Origin of the sequence: Longibaculum muris (genome assembly GCF_004343035.1) — a bacterium.
Taxonomy (GTDB): domain Bacteria; phylum Bacillota_I; class Bacilli_A; order Erysipelotrichales; family Coprobacillaceae; genus Longibaculum; species Longibaculum muris.
Map to the genome: position 1 here is coordinate 29711 of NZ_SMCQ01000022.1, position 19911 is coordinate 49621.

Sequence of the window (19911 nt, forward strand, 5' to 3'; positions counted from 1 at the left end):
GATGGAAATGAGATATCGATGAAAGGAACACTTTATTATGAAAAGTAAAAAGTGTTCTTTTATTGTTGTAGTCAAATGGACAAAATGATAGAATATCTAGGAATGAAAGGGTGAGATAATGAAAACGATTGCAATTGTTGCAACTGGTGGAACTATTGCTGGTACTGGTCAACAAGGAAAAACTGTTGCTTATCGTGCTGGTGAAATGGATGTTGATGAAATTATTCAATCTATTCCAATGATTAAAAATATTGCACATATTAAAGAATATCAATTAATGAATATTGATAGTAATGAAATGAGTCCACAAAGATGGATTGAATTAAGTAATACGATTAATGAGATTGTTCAAGATGAAAAAATTGATGGAGTTGTTGTAACACATGGAACAGACACCTTAGATGAAACAGCTTATTTTTTAACTTTAACCTTAAATACAGAAAAACCTGTTGTCATTACAGGAGCAATGCGTCCAGCTACCGCAACGAGTGCTGATGGACCTTATAATTTATATCAAGCTGTTTGTTTAGCTACTCATGATGAAGCACGTCATCAAGGAGTTATGGGATTATTTTCTAATACCATTTATTCTGGGAGAGATATTCAAAAGGTGAATAATTTTAAGATTGATGCTTTTGATCAAAAGGCGTTTGGATGTCTAGGTTATATGCAAGATCATGAAGTTTATTTCTTTTCAAGAACATTTAAGATTCATACTTTGGCTTCAAGATTTTCACAAGCAAAATTGGATGATTTAGCTTCTGTTGGGATTGCTTATTTTTATGCGGGAGCTTCCAATCAATTACTTTATGACTTAGCCAAAAATCATCGTGGGATTATCTTGACAGGTTCAGGAAGTGGAAATTATAGTCAAGAGTGGTTATCAGCGATTGAGGATTTAACAAAACAAGGAATTGTTTTTGTACGTTGTTCACGTGTTGCCCAAGGAATTGTTTTTGAAGATGAAATCTTTGATCCACATCATTGTTGTATTCCGGGGAATACTTTAACCCCACAAAAAGCAAGAGTTTTATTAATGTTGGCAATGACACAAACAAATGATAAAGAAGAAATAAGGAAGATTTTTAATGAATACTAAACAACAAGGAATTTTATTTACTGTTATTGCGACAATTATTTTTGGGATTACTCCAGCAGTAGGTAAATTAACTTATTCAATGGGGAGTAATGGGATTCAATTGGCTTTTTTAAGACATTTATTTGTTGTTCCTTTGTTTTTATTTATCGTTTTATATCAGGGACAATCATTAAAGTTAACTTTTCAACAAATCAAAGATGTTTTAAAAGTTGGTCTGATTGGAAATACCTTAACAATTGTTTTGCTTTATTCGTCTTATAGTTATATTGATGTTGGAAGTGCTACAGTTTTGCACTTTCTTTATCCTTTATTTGTTTGTATTATTAATTTCTTGTTTTATAAACAAGCTTTAAGTAAGAAACAGTTATTATGTTTAATGCTTGCAATTGGGGGTGTATTTTGTTTTATTGAACGCACTTCTGCTTCAATGTTTGGGGCTTTTTTGGCTGTTGCTTCAGGAATTTTCTTTGCTTATTATATGATAGGAATGGATCATTCTTCAATTCGTTATATGAGTCCTTATGTTTTTAATTTCTATTTGGTTATGATGAATTCAGTTGTTATTTTCTTATTAGGAATGATAACCAAGAGTATTGTCTTGATGCCTTTGAAAGGATATTTTTTATCTATGATTGTGGCAGTGTTGACTTCCTTGATTGGAGTGGTTTTATTTCAAAAAGGAATTTGTTGTTTAGGGGCTTCTTTAACTGCGATTCTTTCGACTTTAGAACCAATTACAAGTGTGTTTGTCGGCATTTTATTTTTAGGTGAAAGTTTAACTGGAATGAAAATTATTGGATGTATCTTGGTTTTACTTTCAACATTTATTTTGGTTAAATCACAAGGTGAAACAACATGAGTATAGATGAGTTTATTACTTTATTAAAACAGGAGTCAAGTTTTATCCTGGCGATTGATGGGATGTGTGCAGCAGGAAAATCAACGCTAGCAAGTTATTTACAGGAGCAGTTAGATGCTCAGGTCTTTCATATGGATGATTTCTTTTTACCGGCTGAGTTAAGGACACCTGAACGTTTTATTGAGCCTGGTGGAAATGTTCATTATGAACGTTTTTTAGAAACAGTTTTAAAACCATTATCAAAACATCAAACAGTCCATTATCAACGTTTCGATTGTCATCAAATGGCTTATCAACCAGTTATTGATAGACTTTACCATAGTCGTAATATTGTTGAAGGAACATATGCTTTACATCCTCAGTTATTACCTTATTATAGTCATGTTGTAGTTTTAAAAATAGATTCACAATTACAGATTGAAAGACTATCAAAACGTAATTTCAAGCAAATCAAACAATTTCAAGAACGTTGGATTCCTTTAGAAAATCAATATTTTGAATATTATCATCTCTTTGAAAAATATCCAGTGATAAAAGATATTCATATATTATAGAAAGATACATATAATATATGGGTGATAAGATGATTTTAAATGAAAAAGAAGTACAAACATGTTTAGAATATGGTTTAAAGCCATTGTTAAATAAATATTCAATTCAAATTAAAGAATCACAATTAAAAATAAATGAAAAGATTTATATGAGTGCTGTTATCACATATCAAGATCGGATCTTAGATATGTCAACCTCATTTACAATTGATTATAGAAATCATCAATTAGCATTTGAGAATATTAATGGGAAAATTGAATATCTTTTTTTACAACTGAATATGATGAGTGTTTTAAGACAATTGATTCATGATGATCATGTTATGTTTAAAGAAAATGCACTTTATTATCGTTGTGATTTACCAATTGATGAACTGATTATTGAAGATGAGCATTTGTATGTACAATTAAAAGAATGATAAGATGACCAAGAAAAATATCTTGGTTTTTTTTCTTGTGTTTTTGTAGTATTCATCATATAATAAAAACAGATGTTTTAAAACAGATGTTTTAAATAAAAAGGAGAGATTATCATGCCACCAAAAGCAAAGTTTACAAGGGAAGAAATTATTCAAGCGGCCTTACAAATTGTGAGAAGTCAAGGCTTTAGTGCATTGACCGCCAGAGCGTTAGGAGAGCAATTAGGGAGTTCTCCAAGACCTATTTTTACGATATTTGAGAATATGGAAGAAGTTCAGCAAGCTGTTATAGCAGCAGCTAAATCTGTTTATAAGGAATATATTGATAAGGGGCTATCAGAAGCCATACCTTTTAAAGGGGTTGGAAAGCAATACATATCTTTTTCTATGCAGGAACCAAAGTTATTTCAATTATTGTTTATGCATGAACAAGTTAATATTCCTGATATTCAAGGAGTTTTACCAATGATTGATGAAAGTTATCAAAGAATTGTCCAATCCATTCAAGAAAGCTATCATCTTGATGAAGTGTTATCGATTAAACTTTATCAACATTTATGGATATATACTCATGGAATTGCAACTTTATGTGCAACGAAGATGTGTCGTTTTACAAGTGAGGACATCAATCAGATGATTTCTGAATTATTTATGAGTCTGATTAAACAAATGAAAGTAGGAAATGTTAATGATTAATGTTAAAAATGTAAAAAAATCTTATGGAGCTATGAATGAAATCCTAAAGGGTATAAGTTTTACAATTGATGAAGGTGATTTTGTTGTTATTTTAGGGGCATCAGGTTCAGGAAAGTCAACACTTCTTCATGTTGTATCTGGAATAGAGGTTCCAGATAGTGGTGAGATTTATTATGATGAAAGTAATATTGCTTTATTTTCTGATCGTGAATTAACTCAATTTAGAAAAGAGAATATTGGTTTTGTATTTCAACAATATTATTTATTACCTCATATGAATGTGGATAAAAATGTAAAAATGGGAGCTGATTTAGTTGGTAATCAAGATTATCGAAAGATGATTGAAGCAATTGGTTTAAAAGCTAAGATGAATCTTTATCCAAGTGAACTTTCCGGTGGAGAACAACAAAGAGTTTCAATAGCAAGAGCACTAGCGAAAAAACCAAGAGTCTTATTTTTAGATGAACCTACAGGTGCATTGGATGAACAAACTGGGAGACAAGTTCTTGATTATATTTCTAAATTACAAAAGCAATATGGTTTTACGATTATTATGGTGACACATAATGAAAATATTGCTCAAATGGCTCATACCATTATCAAAATCAATAGTGGACAGATTTCACATATCTCAACGAATGCTATGATGAAAACAGCATTTGAGATTGGTTGGTGAGTTTATGGTTGGAATGAAAGATGTCATGAAATTAGTTGGAATAATGATTATTTCTTTTTGTGCAGTTTTTGTTTGTCATTTGTTTTTAAATTATTATATGGATTTGATTGTTTTAAAAGATGATATTTTAATGGGTGGAATGATGATTTTTTATGAAGCTCAATTATCAACTGCGAAGCTGATTAGCTTTATTAGTGGGGGATGTTTAATATTAACGTCAGTTATTATGTTGTTTTTCTATATTAAGCATTATATTGATATACATAGAAAAGAATTAGGTATATTAAAAGCTTTAGGGTATTCACGTTTAAAAATTGCTAGTCATTTTTGGCGTTTTGGTTTTAGTGTCTTGATTGGGTGTTTGCTTGGTTATGGGGGTTCGTTTTGGTTGATGCCAACTTTTTATGCAACACAAAATCAAGATAAGATTTTACCAGATATGACTATTCATTTTCATTTCTTGTTATTTATATTTTTGGTTGTTTTACCAACTGTCTTATTTTCTTTACTAGCAATCGTTTATAGTTATTATAAACTGAGAGGTTCATCTTTAACATTGTTGAAAGAAGCCCCTATTACAAAAGCTCAATCAAAAAAATATAACAATAATAAGGATATTCCTTTTTTAACAGAATTACGTCAATCAACAGTAAAAAGTAAAAAGACACTAGCATTCTTTGTTATTTTTGCAGCTTTTTGTTTTTCTTCTATGACTCAAATGGCAATGAAAATGAATGAACTAGCAAGTGAAATGATGGGAGTTATGATGATGGTTATAGGTATTATTCTTGCTAGTACAACTCTTTTTCTAGCCATAACAACTGTGATTAATGGTCATTTAAAAACGATATCTATGATGCGATTGACTGGTTATTCTCAAAAGGAATGTGCTAAGGCATTGCTTGGAGGTTATCGTCCGATGGCTTATTTGGGGTTTGTTTTAGGAACAATCTATCAATATGGATTGATTCAGATGATGTTATTGGTGGTATTTAAAGATGTTGCAGGGATTCCTCAATATCATTTTGATTTTGTAGCAATGTTTATTTCTTTGTTTAGCTTTATTGTGATTTATGAGATTGTTATGTATGTTTATTCACAAAAAATAAAGAGCCTTTCAATTAAAGCAATCATGCTTGAATAAAATAAAGTCATGGCGATTATCCATGACTTTATTGATTATTCTTTAAAACTTCATCAATCAAACCATATTCCAATGCATCATAAGCATTCATAAAATAATCACGATCAGTATCTTTTTTAATCTTTCGAAGTGGCTGATTGGTCATTTTAGCTAGAAGATGATTTAATTTATCTTTTTGCTTTAAAATGTGTTTAGTTGTAATTTCAATATCACTGGCTTGACCATTTGTCCCACCGAGGGGCTGATGAATCATGATTTCTGTATTTTCTAATGCACAACGTTTGCCTTTTGCTCCAGCAGCTAGTAAAAAGGCTCCCATACTGGCAGATAAACCCATACTAATTGTTGAAACATCACATTTTACAAAGTTCATTGTATCAAATATTGCCAGTCCAGCTGAAACGCTACCACCTGGTGAGTTGATATACATATAAATATCAGCTTGATTATCCAATGATTCCAAGTAAAGGAGCTGACTTACAATAGAACTGGCAAGTTCATCATTGATTTCACCACATAACATAATAATACGATCTTCTAATAATCTAGAGAAAATATCATAAGCATATTCTTTCGATTGTTTTTTTAAAATAACTGTTGGTATAAAATGCATAAGTTTTGACCTCCATAGTTCATTATAGAGTGATTTAGCTTGATTATTCATAAAATGATAAAGGTTGAAGAATGTTATGTTTGATTTATTCAAATAATGGAAATTCATGATTTAAAAATGGAAAAAGTTGTTTAATTCGTCAATTGTTATGTAAGAAAAAGTCTTTTCTTGCTTGGAAGTGTTTACATTAGGAAACTTGTGAATTTTTTTATATATTACTTACAACTTTTATTGATTTATTTTAGTTTGTAGACTATAATAGAGTCATAAAATAAATCAAGGAGGATGTCAAAGAAATGGCAGTAAAAGTAGCAATTAACGGTTTCGGACGTATTGGACGTCTAGCATTTAGACAAATGTTTGGTGCTGAAGGATATGAAGTTGTAGCAATCAACGATTTAACAGATCCTAAAATGTTAGCACATTTATTAAAATATGATTCAGCACAAGGTACTTATGCTTTAGCTGATAAAGTTGAAGCTAAAGAATCTTCAATTGTTGTAGACGGAAAAGAAATCGAAATCTACAAAGAAGCAGATGCTTCTAAATTACCTTGGGGAGAATTAGGAGTAGACGTAGTATTAGAATGTACTGGTTTCTATACTTCTAAAGCTAAATCTCAAGCACATATCGATGCTGGAGCTAAAAAAGTTGTAATTTCTGCACCTGCAGGAAATGATTTACCAACAGTAGTATTCGGTGTTAATGAAAACATCTTAACTGCTGATGACACAATCATCTCAGCTGCATCTTGTACAACTAACTGCTTAGCACCTATGGCTAATGCATTAAACAATTTAGCACCAATCAAATCTGGTATCATGTTAACAGTTCATGCTTACACTGGTGACCAAATGGTATTAGATGGACCTCATAGAAAAGGTGATTTAAGAAGAGCACGTGCTGCTGCAGTTAATATCGTACCTAACTCAACTGGTGCTGCAAAAGCTATCGGATTAGTAATTCCTGAATTAAATGGAAAATTAATTGGTTCTGCTCAACGTGTACCTGTACCTACAGGATCTACAACTATCTTAACTTCAGTTGTTGAAGGTGAAGTTACAGTTGAAGAAGTTAACGCAGCAATGAAAGCAGCAACTACTCCATCATTCGGATATACTGAAGAACCATTAGTATCTTCTGATATTATCGGAATTTCTTATGGATCATTATTCGATGCAACTCAAACTATGGTTAAACCATTAGACAACGGAACTACTGAAGTTCAAACAGTTGCTTGGTATGACAACGAAAATTCTTATACTTCTAACATGGTTAGAACTATTAAATATTTCGCTGAATTAACTAAATAATGCCGAAAGAGAACCCTGACGGGTTCTTTTTTTTGCACATCTTTTGCGTAAAATTGTCCTTTATAGTATGATTATGTCAAAAGAAAGGAGGAAGGAAGATGGATTCGTCAGTTATTATTGGATTACTGATTCCTTTTTTAGGAACAACATTAGGTGCAGGCTGTGTTTTCTTTATGCGTCAAAGCATGAATCGTTTAGTAGAGAAAATTTTATTAGGATTTGCTTCTGGAGTCATGGTTGCTGCTTCAGTCTGGTCATTGTTGATTCCCGCGATAGATATGTCAGAAGATTTAGGTAAATTTGCTTTTATGCCAGCTGCGATTGGATTTTTATTGGGAATAGGTTTTTTATTGATGTTAGATAAAACAATTCCGCATATGCATTTAGATTATCAAGAAGAAGGGAAAAAAGCTCAGTTAAAGAAAACAACTATGTTGGTTTTAGCTGTAACTTTACATAATATTCCTGAGGGTATGGCAGTTGGTGTTGTGTTTGCAGGTGTTATATTAGGTAATAATGATGTGTCTTTGATGGGAGCTATGGCATTGGCTATTGGGATTGCGATTCAAAACTTTCCTGAGGGTGCCATTATTTCAATGCCTTTAAGAAGTGAAGGTGCTTCAAAGAAAAAAGCTTTTGGTTATGGTATGTTATCAGGGATTGTTGAACCAATTGGTGCAATTATTACCATTTTATTATCTCGTATTGTGATTCCAATTTTACCTTATTTATTAGCCTTCGCAGCTGGAGCTATGATGTATGTTGTTGTAGAAGAATTAGTTCCTGAAGCTTCTTCTGGAGATCATAGCAACATAGCAACTATTGGTTTTGCGATTGGCTTTGTAGTGATGATGATTTTAGATGTTGCTTTAGGATGATGAATATAAAAAAGTATGATATAATAGATGAAAATGAGGGAGGATGAAAGAATGGATTTACATGAATCTGGTGAGATGTATCTTGAAACGATTCTCATGTTAAAAAATAAAAATGAATATGTCCGTTCGATTGATATTGCTCATGAGATGAATTTCTCTAAGCCAAGTGTATCACGTGCTATTAAAATCCTTAAAGAGTCACAATTGATTACGGTTGATCAAAAAGGTTATATTGATTTTACTGATAAGGGTCGTCAAATTGCTGAAAAGGTTTATAATCGTCATACAACTTTAACAGATTTTTTAGTTACTTTAGGGGTAAGTCAAAAACAAGCTGAGGATGATGCTTGTCGTTTAGAACATATTATCAGTGAAGAAAGTTATCAATGTATTCGTCAATTTTTAAAGAAGCAGTCTTAAGGATTGCTTTTCTTTATTATAAAAGTTGCATAAAAGTGTATAATTATGCAATTAGATGTGATATAATGTAGAAAATAAAATATTTCGTTGCATAATATTATGGATATATTTCCTTTGTCATTGATTAGAAAATCAACTTTATAAAAATGATGTGATTTTGTAATAATTGAGTTTAGTTAGTTATATTTTGAGGAAATATATGGTAAAATAAGAAAACGAGGTGTGAATATGGATAATTATAATTTTGAATATGAACAAAAGAAAAAAAAGAAATTAAAAAAGGGACCACTTTATGTGATTGGTTGTCTTTTGTGCCTGGTTATTGGGATGGGAGCAGGTTATTTTTTACGTGGCTCACAAACATCAGTTGCGACATCAAAAGAAACAAATATATATGATGAAATACGTCAAACATTAGAAAATGATTTTTTAGATACTACTGATAGTCAAATGTCTTTAAAAGAAAGAATATTAAATGGGATGGTCTATGGTTTAGGAGATCCTCATACATCTTATTTGTCACAGGAACAATCAGCTGCTTTTACAACAAGTGTTAATGGGTCTTTTCAAGGAATAGGTGTGACCTTTACTACTGTTGATGAGGGTGGACTTATTTTAAAAGTGTATCAAAATACACCTGCTGCTAAAGCGGGAGTATTGGCAGGAGATATGATTACAAAGGTAGAAGGAACTTCAATTGCTGGATATACTTCTGAAAAGATTAAAAATACGATTCAAGGTGAAAGTGGTAGTGAAGTAAGTTTGCATATCTTAAGAGATGGAAAAGAATTGGATTTAAAAGTAAAAAGAGAGAGTGTAGAAACTTCTGTGGCTAGTCAAATAAAAACCGTTGGAAAAGAAAAGGTTGGTTATTTAACAATTACAACTTTTGGTGAAAGAACGAGTGATTTGGTTGAAGGAGTCTTAAAATCATTTCAAAAGGAGAATGTTAAACATTTGGTTATTGATTTAAGAGATAATAGTGGTGGCTATTTAGATGCTGCTCATAATATTTTAGATTTGCTTATTAAAGATGGAGAAGTGCTTTTTAGAGTTGAACCAAAACAAGGGAAAGAACAAGTTTATAAGGCAACAAATAGGGAAAAATATACATTTGATGATGGTTATATTTTAGTTAATGGTGATAGTGCAAGTGCTTCTGAGGTTGTTACTGCAGCATTAAAAGAAGTCTTAGGTTATAAAGTTGTTGGTGAAAAAACATATGGAAAGGGAACCGCTCAAACACAAAAGGTTTTTGCTGATTCATCAGTGTTAAAATATACGAATGCTAAGTGGTTAACGCCAAAAGGTGATTGGGTAAATGGTAAAGGAATTAAACCTGATTATGAAGTGAAGATGAAAAGTATTGGTGATTTTCATGTGGGAGAAATGAAAAAATCTTATCATTTTGATCAAGTTGATGATAATGTTTTGTTTATGCAAGAAAAGTTAAAGGAATTAGGATATCCAGTCGATCGTGAAGATGGCTATTTTTCACAAAAAACAAAAACCGCTTTAGAAACATTTGAAAAGGATTATCATTTGAAAGTAGATGGAATTTATGATAAGAATGATTCAATGATTTTATTGAGTGCTTTATCTTATCATATTTATCAAAAAACAATTGATCAAGGATATCAAAAAGTAGAAGAATTAATAAAGTAAGGAGTGGTAGAAATGGAAAAGTTTAAGCTTGTCTCTGAATATTCTCCAATGGGTGATCAGCCAACAGCTATTCAACAATTGGTAGATGGAATTAAAGCTGGGAAAAAGGAACAGGTTTTATTAGGTGGAACAGGAACAGGAAAGACTTTTACTGTTTCTAATGTTATAGCTCAAGTGAATAAGCCAACCTTGGTTTTAGCACATAATAAAACTTTAGCGGGGCAGCTTTATTCAGAATTAAAAGAGTTTTTTCCTGAAAATAGAGTAGAATATTTTGTTTCTAACTTCGATTTTTATCAACCAGAAGCCTATATTCCTAAGAGTGATACTTATATTGATAAAAATGCACAGACAAATTATGAGATAGAAATGCTGCGTTCAGCAGCAATGAACTCTTTGTTAGAAAGAAATGATACAATTGTAGTAGCATCTGTTGCTTCAATTTATGGATTGGGAAATCCTGAACAATATAAAGAAATGATTTTTTCTTTACGTGTTGGTCAAGAGATTGATCGTAAAGAATTATTGACTTATTTGGTTGATCGTCAATATCAAAGAAACGATATTGAACAATCAAAAGGAACATTTAGAGTTCGTGGTGATGTGATTGAAATTGTGCCAGGTCATACTGAAAGCTGGTTAATCCGTATTGAGCTTTTTGGTGATGAGGTTGAACGTATTAGTGAAGTTGATCCTTTAACAGGAAAGGTTTTGGGAAGTTATCATACTTATACGATTTATCCTGCTTATGGATATGTAACGAAACGTGAACAGATGTTAAAGGCATGTGAAACGATATCTGCTGAATTAAAAGATCGTTTGAAATATTTTGAAGATAATATGAAACCTTTAGAGTATGAGCGTCTTGATCAACGTACTCGTCATGATGTGGAAATGTTAAGAGAAGTAGGAATGTGTCCAGGAATTGAAAACTATTCTCGCCATATTGATGGAAGACAAGCCGGACAACGTCCTTATACATTAATTGATTATTTCCCTAAAGATTTCTTAATGATTGTAGATGAAAGTCATGTTATGTTACCACAAGTGAGAGGAATGTTTAATGGTGATAGAAGTCGTAAAGAGACACTTGTTGAATATGGATTTAGATTACCAAGTGCTTTAGATAATCGTCCTTTACGTTTTGAAGAATTTGAAAAGATTATTAATCAAGTTATTTATGTTTCAGCTACACCAGGTGATTATGAATTAGAAAAAACACATGGTGAATATGCTGAACAAATTATTCGTCCTACAGGATTGTTGGATCCGATTATAGAAGTTCGTCCAACTAAGAATCAAATTGATGATATTATTAGTGAGATTAATGAACGTATTGAGAAGAATGAAAGAGTTTTGATTACAACTTTGACAAAACGTATGGCTGAGGATTTAAGTGCTTATTTAAAAGAAGTTGGATTGAAAGTTGCATATTTACATTCTGATACAAAGACTTTAGAAAGAACTGAAATTCTAAGAGATTTAAGACTTGGGAAGTATGATGTTTTAGTTGGTATTAACTTATTGAGAGAGGGTCTTGACTTACCAGAAGTTTCACTTGTTTGTATTTTAGATGCGGATAAAGAAGGGTTCTTAAGAAGTGAACGTTCTTTGATTCAAACAATTGGTCGTGCTGCCAGAAATGCTAATGGAAAAGTCATTATGTATGGTGATCGTATCACTGATTCAATGAGAAAAGCCCTTGATGAAACAGCACGTCGTCGTGAAATTCAAGAAGCTTATAATCAAGAACATCATATTACTCCACAAACAATTCATAAGGAAATTAGAGATTTGATTCAAGGTAAAGAGACAGTTGATGAAGCAACAGCTCTTGTTCAAAAAGGTAAGAAAGCTGATAAGAAGGCTAAGAAGAAATTAATTGAGGATTTAGAAAAAGAAATGAAACAAGCTGCGAAGGTATTGGATTTTGAACGTGCGATGGAACTTCGTGATATTATTATGGAATTGAAAGGTGAAAAATAATGCAGTTTAAAAAACTTGCAGAGGATGTCTTTGAAGATATTTTACATTCAGGTGGGTATGTTTATATTGTTGGTGGATGTGTTCGTGATGAAGTTATGGGAATCCAAGGTGAAAATGATATAGATGTAGAAGTCTATCATTTGACGTATCAACAATTATATGATGTTTTAGCTCGTCATGGACATGTGAATACTTTTGGACAATCGTTTGCTATTATGCAGCTTGATTGTTTACCTCATTATGATTTTGCCTTGCCACGTAAAGAAAAGAAAACAGGTGAGAAACATCAGGACTTTCAAGTGATGATTGATCCTGAATTATCTTTAGATAAAGCTATTCAGCGTCGTGATTTAACCATGAATGCTTTAATGTATGATTATCAGCAAGGTAAGATTATTGATTTATGTGGTGGTATTGATGATATTAAAAATCGCGTGATTCGTTGTGTAAATGTGAAAACCTTTGCTGAAGATCCTTTAAGGGTTTTAAGAATTGCTCAATTTGTTGCTCGTTTTGATATGTTGGTGGAAAAAAGGACATTACAATTGTGTAAAGAAATGGTTAAACAACATATGTTAGACCATTTATCAATTGAAAGAGTCTATAGTGAATATTCAAAAATCTTAATGGCAGAAAAACCATCATTAGGATTTGAGTTTTTAAGAACGATAGATGCTTTACCGCCTTATCTTAAAGCTTTAGAAACTACTCATCAACGTTTAGATTATCATCCTGAGGGACATGTTTTCAATCATACGATGTTAGTGATTGATGTGGCTGCTTTAACGAAACATAAAACAGATCACCCATTATGGTTTATGTGGTCTTGTTTATTGCATGATATTGGAAAACCTGTTGTAACTACAAAAGAAGGTCATGCTCATGGGCATAATGAAGCAGGGGTTGAGGTTTTTAAACAAGTGGATATAATTACAGCTAAAAAAGAACGAGAATATATTTCTACAATGATTATGTATCATATGCATTTGATGAATATGGCCAGAAATCATAGTAGGGATTTATCTTATTTGAGGTTGTTAAAGAAGATAGATGGAAAAGTTTCATTGAATGATTTGATTTGTATAAGTTGTTGTGATAAGTTAGGTAGGGGGAAAGTTGCAAGAGAACAGTATGATGCTTTTTTAGAGTTTATTGCTGATAAAAAGGCGCGTTTGGGTGATCGAGCAAAACCTCCAATGATTAATGGAAACGATTTATTGGAAGCTGGATTTAAGGCTGATAAGCAATTGAAGAAGGTTTTAGCAGAGGCTTATGATTTACAGCTTCAAGGAATAGATAGAGAGAGAATATTAAGGAGTTTAAAGAAAAAGTATGATAAAGGATAAGATTATTATTAAAGGAGCTAGGGTCAATAATTTAAAAAATATTGATGTTGAGATTCCACGTGATAAGCTTGTTATTATGACAGGTTTATCAGGAAGTGGTAAAACATCTTTGGCTTTTGATACGATCTATGCTGAAGGGCAAAGACGTTATGTTGAATCTTTAAGTGCTTATGCAAGACAGTTTTTAGGTGGTGTTGAAAAACCTGATGTTGATAGTATTGAAGGATTGTCACCATCTATCGCGATTGATCAAAAAACAACATCTAACAATCCACGTTCTACCGTTGGAACAGTAACAGAAATTTTTGATTATTTAAGATTGTTATATGCACGTGTTGGTCATGCTTATTGTCCTGAACATCATGTTTTAATAGAATCTCAAACAATTAAACAAATGGTTGATACGATTGATACATATGAAGATCGTACAAAGCTTCAAGTTCTTGCGAGAATGTGTAAAAATCAAAAAGGAACACATAAAGAATTGTTTGAAGATTTGATGAAAGAGGGATTTGTTAGAGTAAAGGTCGATGGTGAAATAAGACTATTAGAGGAAGATATTGTTTTAGATAAGAATAAAAAACATAATATTGATGTTGTGGTAGATAGAATTGTCAAAAAAGAAGGATATCGTTCACGTTTGGCTGATTCTTTAGAGACAGCCTTAAAATTAACTGGAGGAGAAGCCATTGTTGAGAATTTAAATACTCATACTGAAAAGCTTTTTTCACAACATTTAGCTTGTCCTCATTGTGGATTTAGTGTACCTAAATTAGAACCAAGGTTATTTTCTTTTAATAATCCATTAGGGGCCTGTCCTGATTGCAAGGGAATTGGTGTTAAAAATGAGGTTGATGATGATTTATTGATTCCTGATTGGTCATTGAGTATTAATCAAGGTGGAATTCGTTATTTTAAGACATCAGTAGGTACAGATCGTATTGAATGGCAAAGATTTTTGGTTTTATGTCGTGAGTATAACATTGATTTAGATAAGCCTTTAAAGGATTTTACAAAGAAAGAATTAAAGGTTATCTTAAGAGGATCTGATCGTCCTATTAGTTATACTATTGAGTCAAGTTCAGGAAATGTTTCTAAAACAACAAAATATATTGAAGGTGTAAAAACACTTATTGAAAGACGTTATGAAGAAACGACTTCAGCATGGTCTAAGGAATGGTATGCTTCATTTATGGCCGAACATACTTGTCCAACTTGTCAAGGTAGACGTTTAAATGAACAAGTTTTAAGTGTTCAAGTTGGTGGAATCAATATTAGTGAGTTTACTGATATGTCGATTGAAAAAGCCTTAGAGTTTATCAATCAATTACAATTAAGTGAAACAGAAACAAATATTGCAAGATTGATTATTAAAGAAATCAGAGATCGTTTAACATTCTTGAATGATGTTGGGTTAGGTTATTTAACTTTGTCAAGAAGGGCTGGAGGATTATCAGGTGGAGAGGCACAACGTATTCGTTTGGCTACTCAAATTGGTTCACGTCTAACTGGTGTTCTTTATGTATTAGATGAACCTTCAATTGGATTACATCAAAGAGATAATGAGAAATTAATAAAAACATTATGCAATATGCGTGATTTAGGAAATAGTGTCATTGTTGTTGAACATGATGAAGATACAATGCGTGCTTCTGATTATATCATTGATATTGGGCCTGGTGCTGGTGTACACGGTGGAGAAGTTGTTGCTGCGGGAACACCTGAAGAAATTATGCACAATCCAAATTCTATAACTGGAAAGTATCTTTCTGGTGAGTATAAGATTCCTGTGCCAAAGAAAAGAAGAAAAGGAAATGGACTCTTTATTGAAATTAAAGGAGCACAAGAGAATAACTTAAAAAATATTAATGTGAAGTTTCCACTTGGAAAGTTTGTTTGTGTAACGGGAGTTTCTGGAAGTGGTAAATCTACATTGGTGAATGAAATTTTATGTAAAGCAGTTCGTGCTAAACTTTATCATTCTAAAGAAAAACCTGGAAAGCATAAAGATATTTTAGGCTTGGATAATGTTGATAAGGTCATTGAAGTTTCGCAAGATCCAATTGGAAGAACACCACGTTCTAATCCAGTGACTTATACTGGGGTTTTTGATGATATTCGTGATTTATTTGCGAAAACTCCTGAAGCAAAGATGAGAGGGTATGATAAAGGACGTTTCTCATTTAATGTGAAAGGTGGGCGTTGTGAAGCTTGTCAAGGTGATGGAGTGAAACGTATTAGTATGCATTTCTTACCTGATGTTTATGTGCCATGTGAAGAATGTGGAGGTAAACGTTATAATGAAGAAACTTTACAAGTTACATATAAAGATAAGACAATTTATGATGTGTTAGAAATGACAATTGAAGATTCATTAGATTTCTTTGATAATTTACCACGTATTCGATCAAAACTACAAACAATTGCTGATGTTGGTTTAGGATATGTAAAACTAGGACAAAGTGCGACAACTTTATCTGGTGGTGAAGCTCAACGTGTGAAGTTAGCTAGCGAATTACAAAAGAAAGCAACTGGTAAGACAGTTTATATTTTAGATGAACCAACAACTGGTTTACATAGTCATGACGTAGCACGCTTAATTGAGGTTTTAAATCGTATTGTTGATCAAGGTGATACTGTTATTGTGATTGAACATAATTTAGATGTAATTAAAGTTGCTGATCATATTATCGATTTAGGATTGGAAGGTGGCGATAATGGTGGTACAATTGTAGTATCAGGAACACCTGAAAAAGTCGCTAAGTGTGAAGAAAGTCATACAGGACGTTTTCTTAAGAAAGTGTTAGAGTAGGAGGAACTATATGGGTAAATCAGTAAAATTAAAGGATTTATTAAAATCTTCGACGTATAAGCAGGTCTCTGGTGATGAGGAATCATTGGAAAGAGAAATCTTTGTAGCTGAAATGAATCGACCTGGTTTTGAATTAGCAGGTTTTTTCAAGCATACAGATTTTAGAAGAATTATTTTATTTGGTGAAAAGGAGATTGCCTTTGTTAAGGAAATGAGTAAAGAATCACAACTTGCTTGTTTTTCTAAATTAGCAAATGATGAAACACCTTGTATTATTATTGCGAAGGGATATGAATGTCCTGAAATATTAAAAAATATTGCGATAAAACGTAATTTCCCTATTTTTGAAACCAAACAGGCAACTGGTCGTGTATCAATTGAATTAACTGGAACTTTAGATGAAGCACTTGCTGCTGAAACATTGATTCATGGAGTCTTTTTAAATATCTATGGAAAAGGTGTTGTGATTAGAGGAGATAGTGGAATTGGGAAATCAGAAATTGCCTTGGAATTAATTAAAAGAGGTCATTTGTTGATTGCTGATGATGCGATTGAGTTATATCATATTGGTCAAGGAATTGTTGGGAGAGCACCAGAGGTATTAAAGAACTTATTAGAAATTAGAGGAATTGGGGTTATTGATGTTTCTAAGATGTTTGGGGTTGCTTCTATTTTACCAAAAGATAATGTTGATTTAATTATTCAATTAGAACGATGGTTGCCATCTCGTGAATATACACGTATTGGTGTAGAAGAAGATGATGTTACAGAAGAAATTTTAACTGTCCAAATACCAAAAATTGTCGTGCCAGTAACTGGTGGTAGAAGTATGTCTGCAATCATTGAAGCAGCTGTTATGAATATGCAATTGAAAGATTCAGGATTTGATTCTAGTAAAGAGTTTGTCAATAGAATATTAGACAATATCAAGAGTAAAACGAAATGATATTTTTTGAAGATTTTTCAACCTTTGTATCAATAGGACCTTTCCATATTCAATGGTATGCGATTGTGATTCTATGTGGTGCATGTTTTGCATATTTTTTAGGACAGTATCGATTTAAACAGCTTGGTTATGATAAAGAAATATTATCTGATTATTTCTTTATGTTGTTATTTGTTGGGATTATAGGGGCAAGAATTTGGTATGTCATCTTTACTTTTCAAGAGATGTATGCAGCTAATCCAATGGAAATATTTGCTGTATGGCATGGTGGTTTGGCCATTCAAGGTGGTATTTTTACTGGTTTGATTTATAGCTATTATTTCTTTAAGAAACACAATATTCCTTTCCTTGTAGCAGGTGATGCGATTATGCCGGGGGTATTAATTGCTCAAGCTTGTGGAAGATGGGGTAATTTCTTTAATCATGAAGCATTTGGTGGAAATGTAAGTCTTGAATTTTTACAATCGTTACATTTACCTAATTTTATCATCAATAATATGTTTATTGATGGAGCATATCATCATCCGACATTCTTATATGAATCTATTGGGAATGTGATTGCTTTTTTACTGATTATCTTTGTCATTAAAAAGCTTCAAAAACATATTGGGGTTCAATTCTTTAGTTATTTTGTGTTTTATGGTATTGTAAGATTCTTTGTTGAAGGATTAAGAACTGATAGTTTGATGTTTGGCCCTATTCGTATGGCTCAACTTATCTCAATTGTCTTTTTAATTGTAGGAGTCATTGGAATTATCTATGTACACCAAAAAGGTCAAAGAGTTGATGAATTTCAAGTAGAGTAGAGAAATCTACTCTTTTGCTTTATATAAATATAAATTGTTCACGAATATTTCATATAAGTTCGCTATAATTATTTTATGAGGTGATAACATGCATAATTCTGCAAAAAGAATTATCAAACAATATCATGATAATCAAGAAATGTATCGTTCACTAAAGCATGATATTGATGATATTTTTACACGTATTATTGAAACAAATCATTTTCGTATTTCTAATATGGCTATTCGCATCAAGAGTGAAGATGCTTTGATGAAAAAGATTACTTACAAGAATAAGTATCAAGATATTAAAGAAATAACTGATGTCGTTGCCTGTCGTATTATTACTTTGTTTGAGAATGATGTTGATCGTATTTATGAATGTGTGAAACAAAATTTTGATATTATTGAGTATAATGATAAAAGAAAAAAGAATTATGATGATCGTATTGATTTTGGGTATAATTCTTTACATTTATTGATTAAGTTTAATGATGAGAGATGTCAATTAATTGAATATTCTGCTTATAAAGATATTATTTTTGAATTACAAATTCGAACAACTTTACAACATTCATGGGCTGAAATTGAACATGGGTTAGGATATAAGTCACAATATGAAATTCCTAAAGATATTCGTCGTCGTTTGACAAGACTTTCAGCGTCACTTGAATTATTAGATGAAGAATTTGTTCAAATTGCTAAAGAAGTGGATGAATATAATAAAGGAATTGTGCATATTGAAAAAGTTTTAAAAACAGATATCAATGTGAATTCATTGATTCAATATGTCAATACATCTCCACGCATTAATGGTGTACTAGAAAAATTGCATAGTGAATTTCAATTTAAGTTTGAAAGAGACTCAGAATTAATATCTCAATCTAGACTTATTCAAAGATTTCATTATATGGGTTATACTTATATTAATGAGTTAGATGATTTTGTAGAAAATCATATGAAAGAAATTGAATGGATTTCAAGGGAACGTGTAGAAAACTATAAGGATAATCAGACAATTAATATATATAATGTTCTATTATGGATTTCTCTTGTGATGTTAGCTGAGGAAGGATCAGCTGATCCTGAAGAAATATTCACAAGAGAAAGTATTGAACGTTTACAGAAAATTAAAGAAAGAATAACAACAGAAGGATTAAGAAACTAATGATTATTATAAAGCCACATCATTTTATGGATATTATTAAGCTTTATGGTTCAGGAATAGAAGTGTTTGTTCCTGATGAAAAAATGCAACATGATTTCTATAAAATAGCCAATGAGATTATTAAAAATCATCAAGTTAAACTTTCTCTAACAATCGATGCTGATGATATATGTCAGCCCTGTGTTCAATGTATCAATGGAATCTGTGATAACGGATTGCCAAAAACATTAGGAAATATAAAAAAAGACGACTATAACAAGAGATTGGATCAAAGACTAATAGATTATTTGCATTTGGATTTAAAAGAACAATACACTGCGCTTGCATTATGTCGAATAATGTATGAAAAGAAAGATATTATCTTTAAAGTTTGGCTTGAAGAAGATGATAAAATCACTCAGCGTCGTTTTGAATTATTTCAATTAGGAGCAAAAAAATACGGTAATCTAGAATAACGTGTGGTCTCCAATTATTGGAGTCTAGATTATCATGGGGTAAATAACACCCCAAACAATTGAACTGGTGATAAAGGTGG

19 protein-coding genes are annotated in these 19911 nt (G+C 31.8%); 18 read left to right on the top strand and 1 reads right to left on the bottom strand.

Annotated elements, in window-relative coordinates; translation table 11 throughout:
* Positions 1–118: 118 nt before the first annotated feature.
* The 7 genes from EDD60_RS12560 to EDD60_RS12590 all read left to right on the top strand — a co-directional run bounded on the left by EDD60_RS12560 (position 119) and on the right by EDD60_RS12590 (position 5444).
* Positions 119–1099 carry an asparaginase gene (locus EDD60_RS12560; RefSeq protein ID WP_066447942.1) on the top strand — a complete coding sequence of 327 codons (981 nt, stop codon included), beginning with the start codon at positions 119–121 and terminating at the stop codon, positions 1097–1099.
* Entirely contained in the window at positions 1089–1958 is an 870-nt protein-coding gene (locus tag EDD60_RS12565; RefSeq protein ID WP_066447944.1) for a DMT family transporter, read from the top strand. The genes EDD60_RS12560 and EDD60_RS12565 overlap by 11 nt, the downstream gene beginning before the upstream one ends.
* A complete protein-coding gene (locus tag EDD60_RS12570) occupies positions 1955–2512 on the top strand; it encodes a nucleoside/nucleotide kinase family protein (RefSeq protein WP_066447951.1) in 558 nt (185 codons plus the stop codon). The genes EDD60_RS12565 and EDD60_RS12570 overlap by 4 nt, the downstream gene beginning before the upstream one ends.
* 29 nt (positions 2513–2541) lie before the next feature.
* Positions 2542–2928, top strand: coding sequence for a hypothetical protein (locus EDD60_RS12575; RefSeq protein WP_229105302.1), 387 nt, complete (start codon positions 2542–2544; stop codon positions 2926–2928).
* A gap of 114 nt (positions 2929–3042) precedes the next feature.
* Entirely contained in the window at positions 3043–3624 is a 582-nt protein-coding gene (locus EDD60_RS12580) for a TetR/AcrR family transcriptional regulator (protein ID WP_066447956.1), read from the top strand.
* Complete coding sequence (locus tag EDD60_RS12585) at positions 3617–4300, top strand: ABC transporter ATP-binding protein (RefSeq protein ID WP_066447959.1); 684 nt, start codon at positions 3617–3619, stop codon at positions 4298–4300. The genes EDD60_RS12580 and EDD60_RS12585 overlap by 8 nt, the downstream gene beginning before the upstream one ends.
* Positions 4301–4304: 4 nt before the next feature.
* Positions 4305–5444, top strand: a complete 1140-nt coding sequence (locus EDD60_RS12590; RefSeq protein ID WP_066447961.1) for an FtsX-like permease family protein — start codon at positions 4305–4307, stop codon at positions 5442–5444.
* A gap of 28 nt (positions 5445–5472) precedes the next feature.
* Here the strand turns inward: EDD60_RS12590 and EDD60_RS12595 are convergent, their stop codons facing one another.
* Positions 5473–6057: an ATP-dependent Clp protease proteolytic subunit gene (locus tag EDD60_RS12595; RefSeq protein WP_066447964.1), complete on the bottom strand. Its 585-nt coding sequence runs from the start codon at positions 6055–6057 to the stop codon at positions 5473–5475.
* Positions 6058–6353: 296 nt separating this feature from the next.
* Between EDD60_RS12595 and gap the strand changes: the two genes are divergently transcribed.
* The 11 genes from gap (at position 6354) to EDD60_RS12650 (ending at position 19831) form a co-directional block, all read left to right on the top strand.
* Positions 6354–7370 carry a type I glyceraldehyde-3-phosphate dehydrogenase gene (gene gap / locus EDD60_RS12600; protein ID WP_066447967.1) on the top strand — a complete coding sequence of 339 codons (1017 nt, stop codon included), beginning with the start codon at positions 6354–6356 and terminating at the stop codon, positions 7368–7370.
* A gap of 98 nt (positions 7371–7468) precedes the next feature.
* Positions 7469–8248 (top strand): ZIP family metal transporter, encoded by a 780-nt coding sequence (locus tag EDD60_RS12605; protein WP_066447968.1) that lies wholly within the window; start codon positions 7469–7471, stop codon positions 8246–8248.
* Between the two features lie 51 nt (positions 8249–8299).
* Complete coding sequence (locus EDD60_RS12610) at positions 8300–8668, top strand: metal-dependent transcriptional regulator (protein ID WP_066447970.1); 369 nt, start codon at positions 8300–8302, stop codon at positions 8666–8668.
* 228 nt (positions 8669–8896) lie between these two features.
* Positions 8897–10333, top strand: coding sequence for a S41 family peptidase (locus EDD60_RS12615; RefSeq protein WP_066447973.1), 1437 nt, complete (start codon positions 8897–8899; stop codon positions 10331–10333).
* Positions 10334–10345: 12 nt separating this feature from the next.
* Positions 10346–12319, top strand: a complete 1974-nt coding sequence (uvrB, locus tag EDD60_RS12620) for an excinuclease ABC subunit UvrB (protein WP_066447976.1) — start codon at positions 10346–10348, stop codon at positions 12317–12319.
* Positions 12319–13665, top strand: coding sequence for a CCA tRNA nucleotidyltransferase (locus tag EDD60_RS12625; RefSeq protein WP_066447978.1), 1347 nt, complete (start codon positions 12319–12321; stop codon positions 13663–13665). The genes uvrB and EDD60_RS12625 overlap by 1 nt, the downstream gene beginning before the upstream one ends.
* On the top strand, positions 13652–16477 hold the full coding sequence (gene uvrA, locus EDD60_RS12630; RefSeq protein WP_132226478.1) for an excinuclease ABC subunit UvrA: 2826 nt from the start codon (positions 13652–13654) through the stop codon (positions 16475–16477). The genes EDD60_RS12625 and uvrA overlap by 14 nt, the downstream gene beginning before the upstream one ends.
* A gap of 10 nt (positions 16478–16487) precedes the next feature.
* Entirely contained in the window at positions 16488–17423 is a 936-nt protein-coding gene (hprK, locus tag EDD60_RS12635; protein WP_066447983.1) for an HPr(Ser) kinase/phosphatase, read from the top strand.
* A complete protein-coding gene (gene lgt, locus EDD60_RS12640; RefSeq protein ID WP_066447987.1) occupies positions 17420–18229 on the top strand; it encodes a prolipoprotein diacylglyceryl transferase in 810 nt (269 codons plus the stop codon). Before hprK ends, lgt begins: the two co-directional genes overlap by 4 nt.
* Positions 18230–18317: 88 nt before the next feature.
* A complete protein-coding gene (locus tag EDD60_RS12645) occupies positions 18318–19376 on the top strand; it encodes a GTP pyrophosphokinase (RefSeq protein WP_066447990.1) in 1059 nt (352 codons plus the stop codon).
* The gene (locus tag EDD60_RS12650; RefSeq protein WP_132226479.1) at positions 19376–19831 is read left to right on the top strand and encodes a DUF1284 domain-containing protein; all 456 of its coding nucleotides are present in this window, start codon (positions 19376–19378) and stop codon (positions 19829–19831) included. Before EDD60_RS12645 ends, EDD60_RS12650 begins: the two co-directional genes overlap by 1 nt.
* Positions 19832–19911 lie beyond the last annotated feature (80 nt).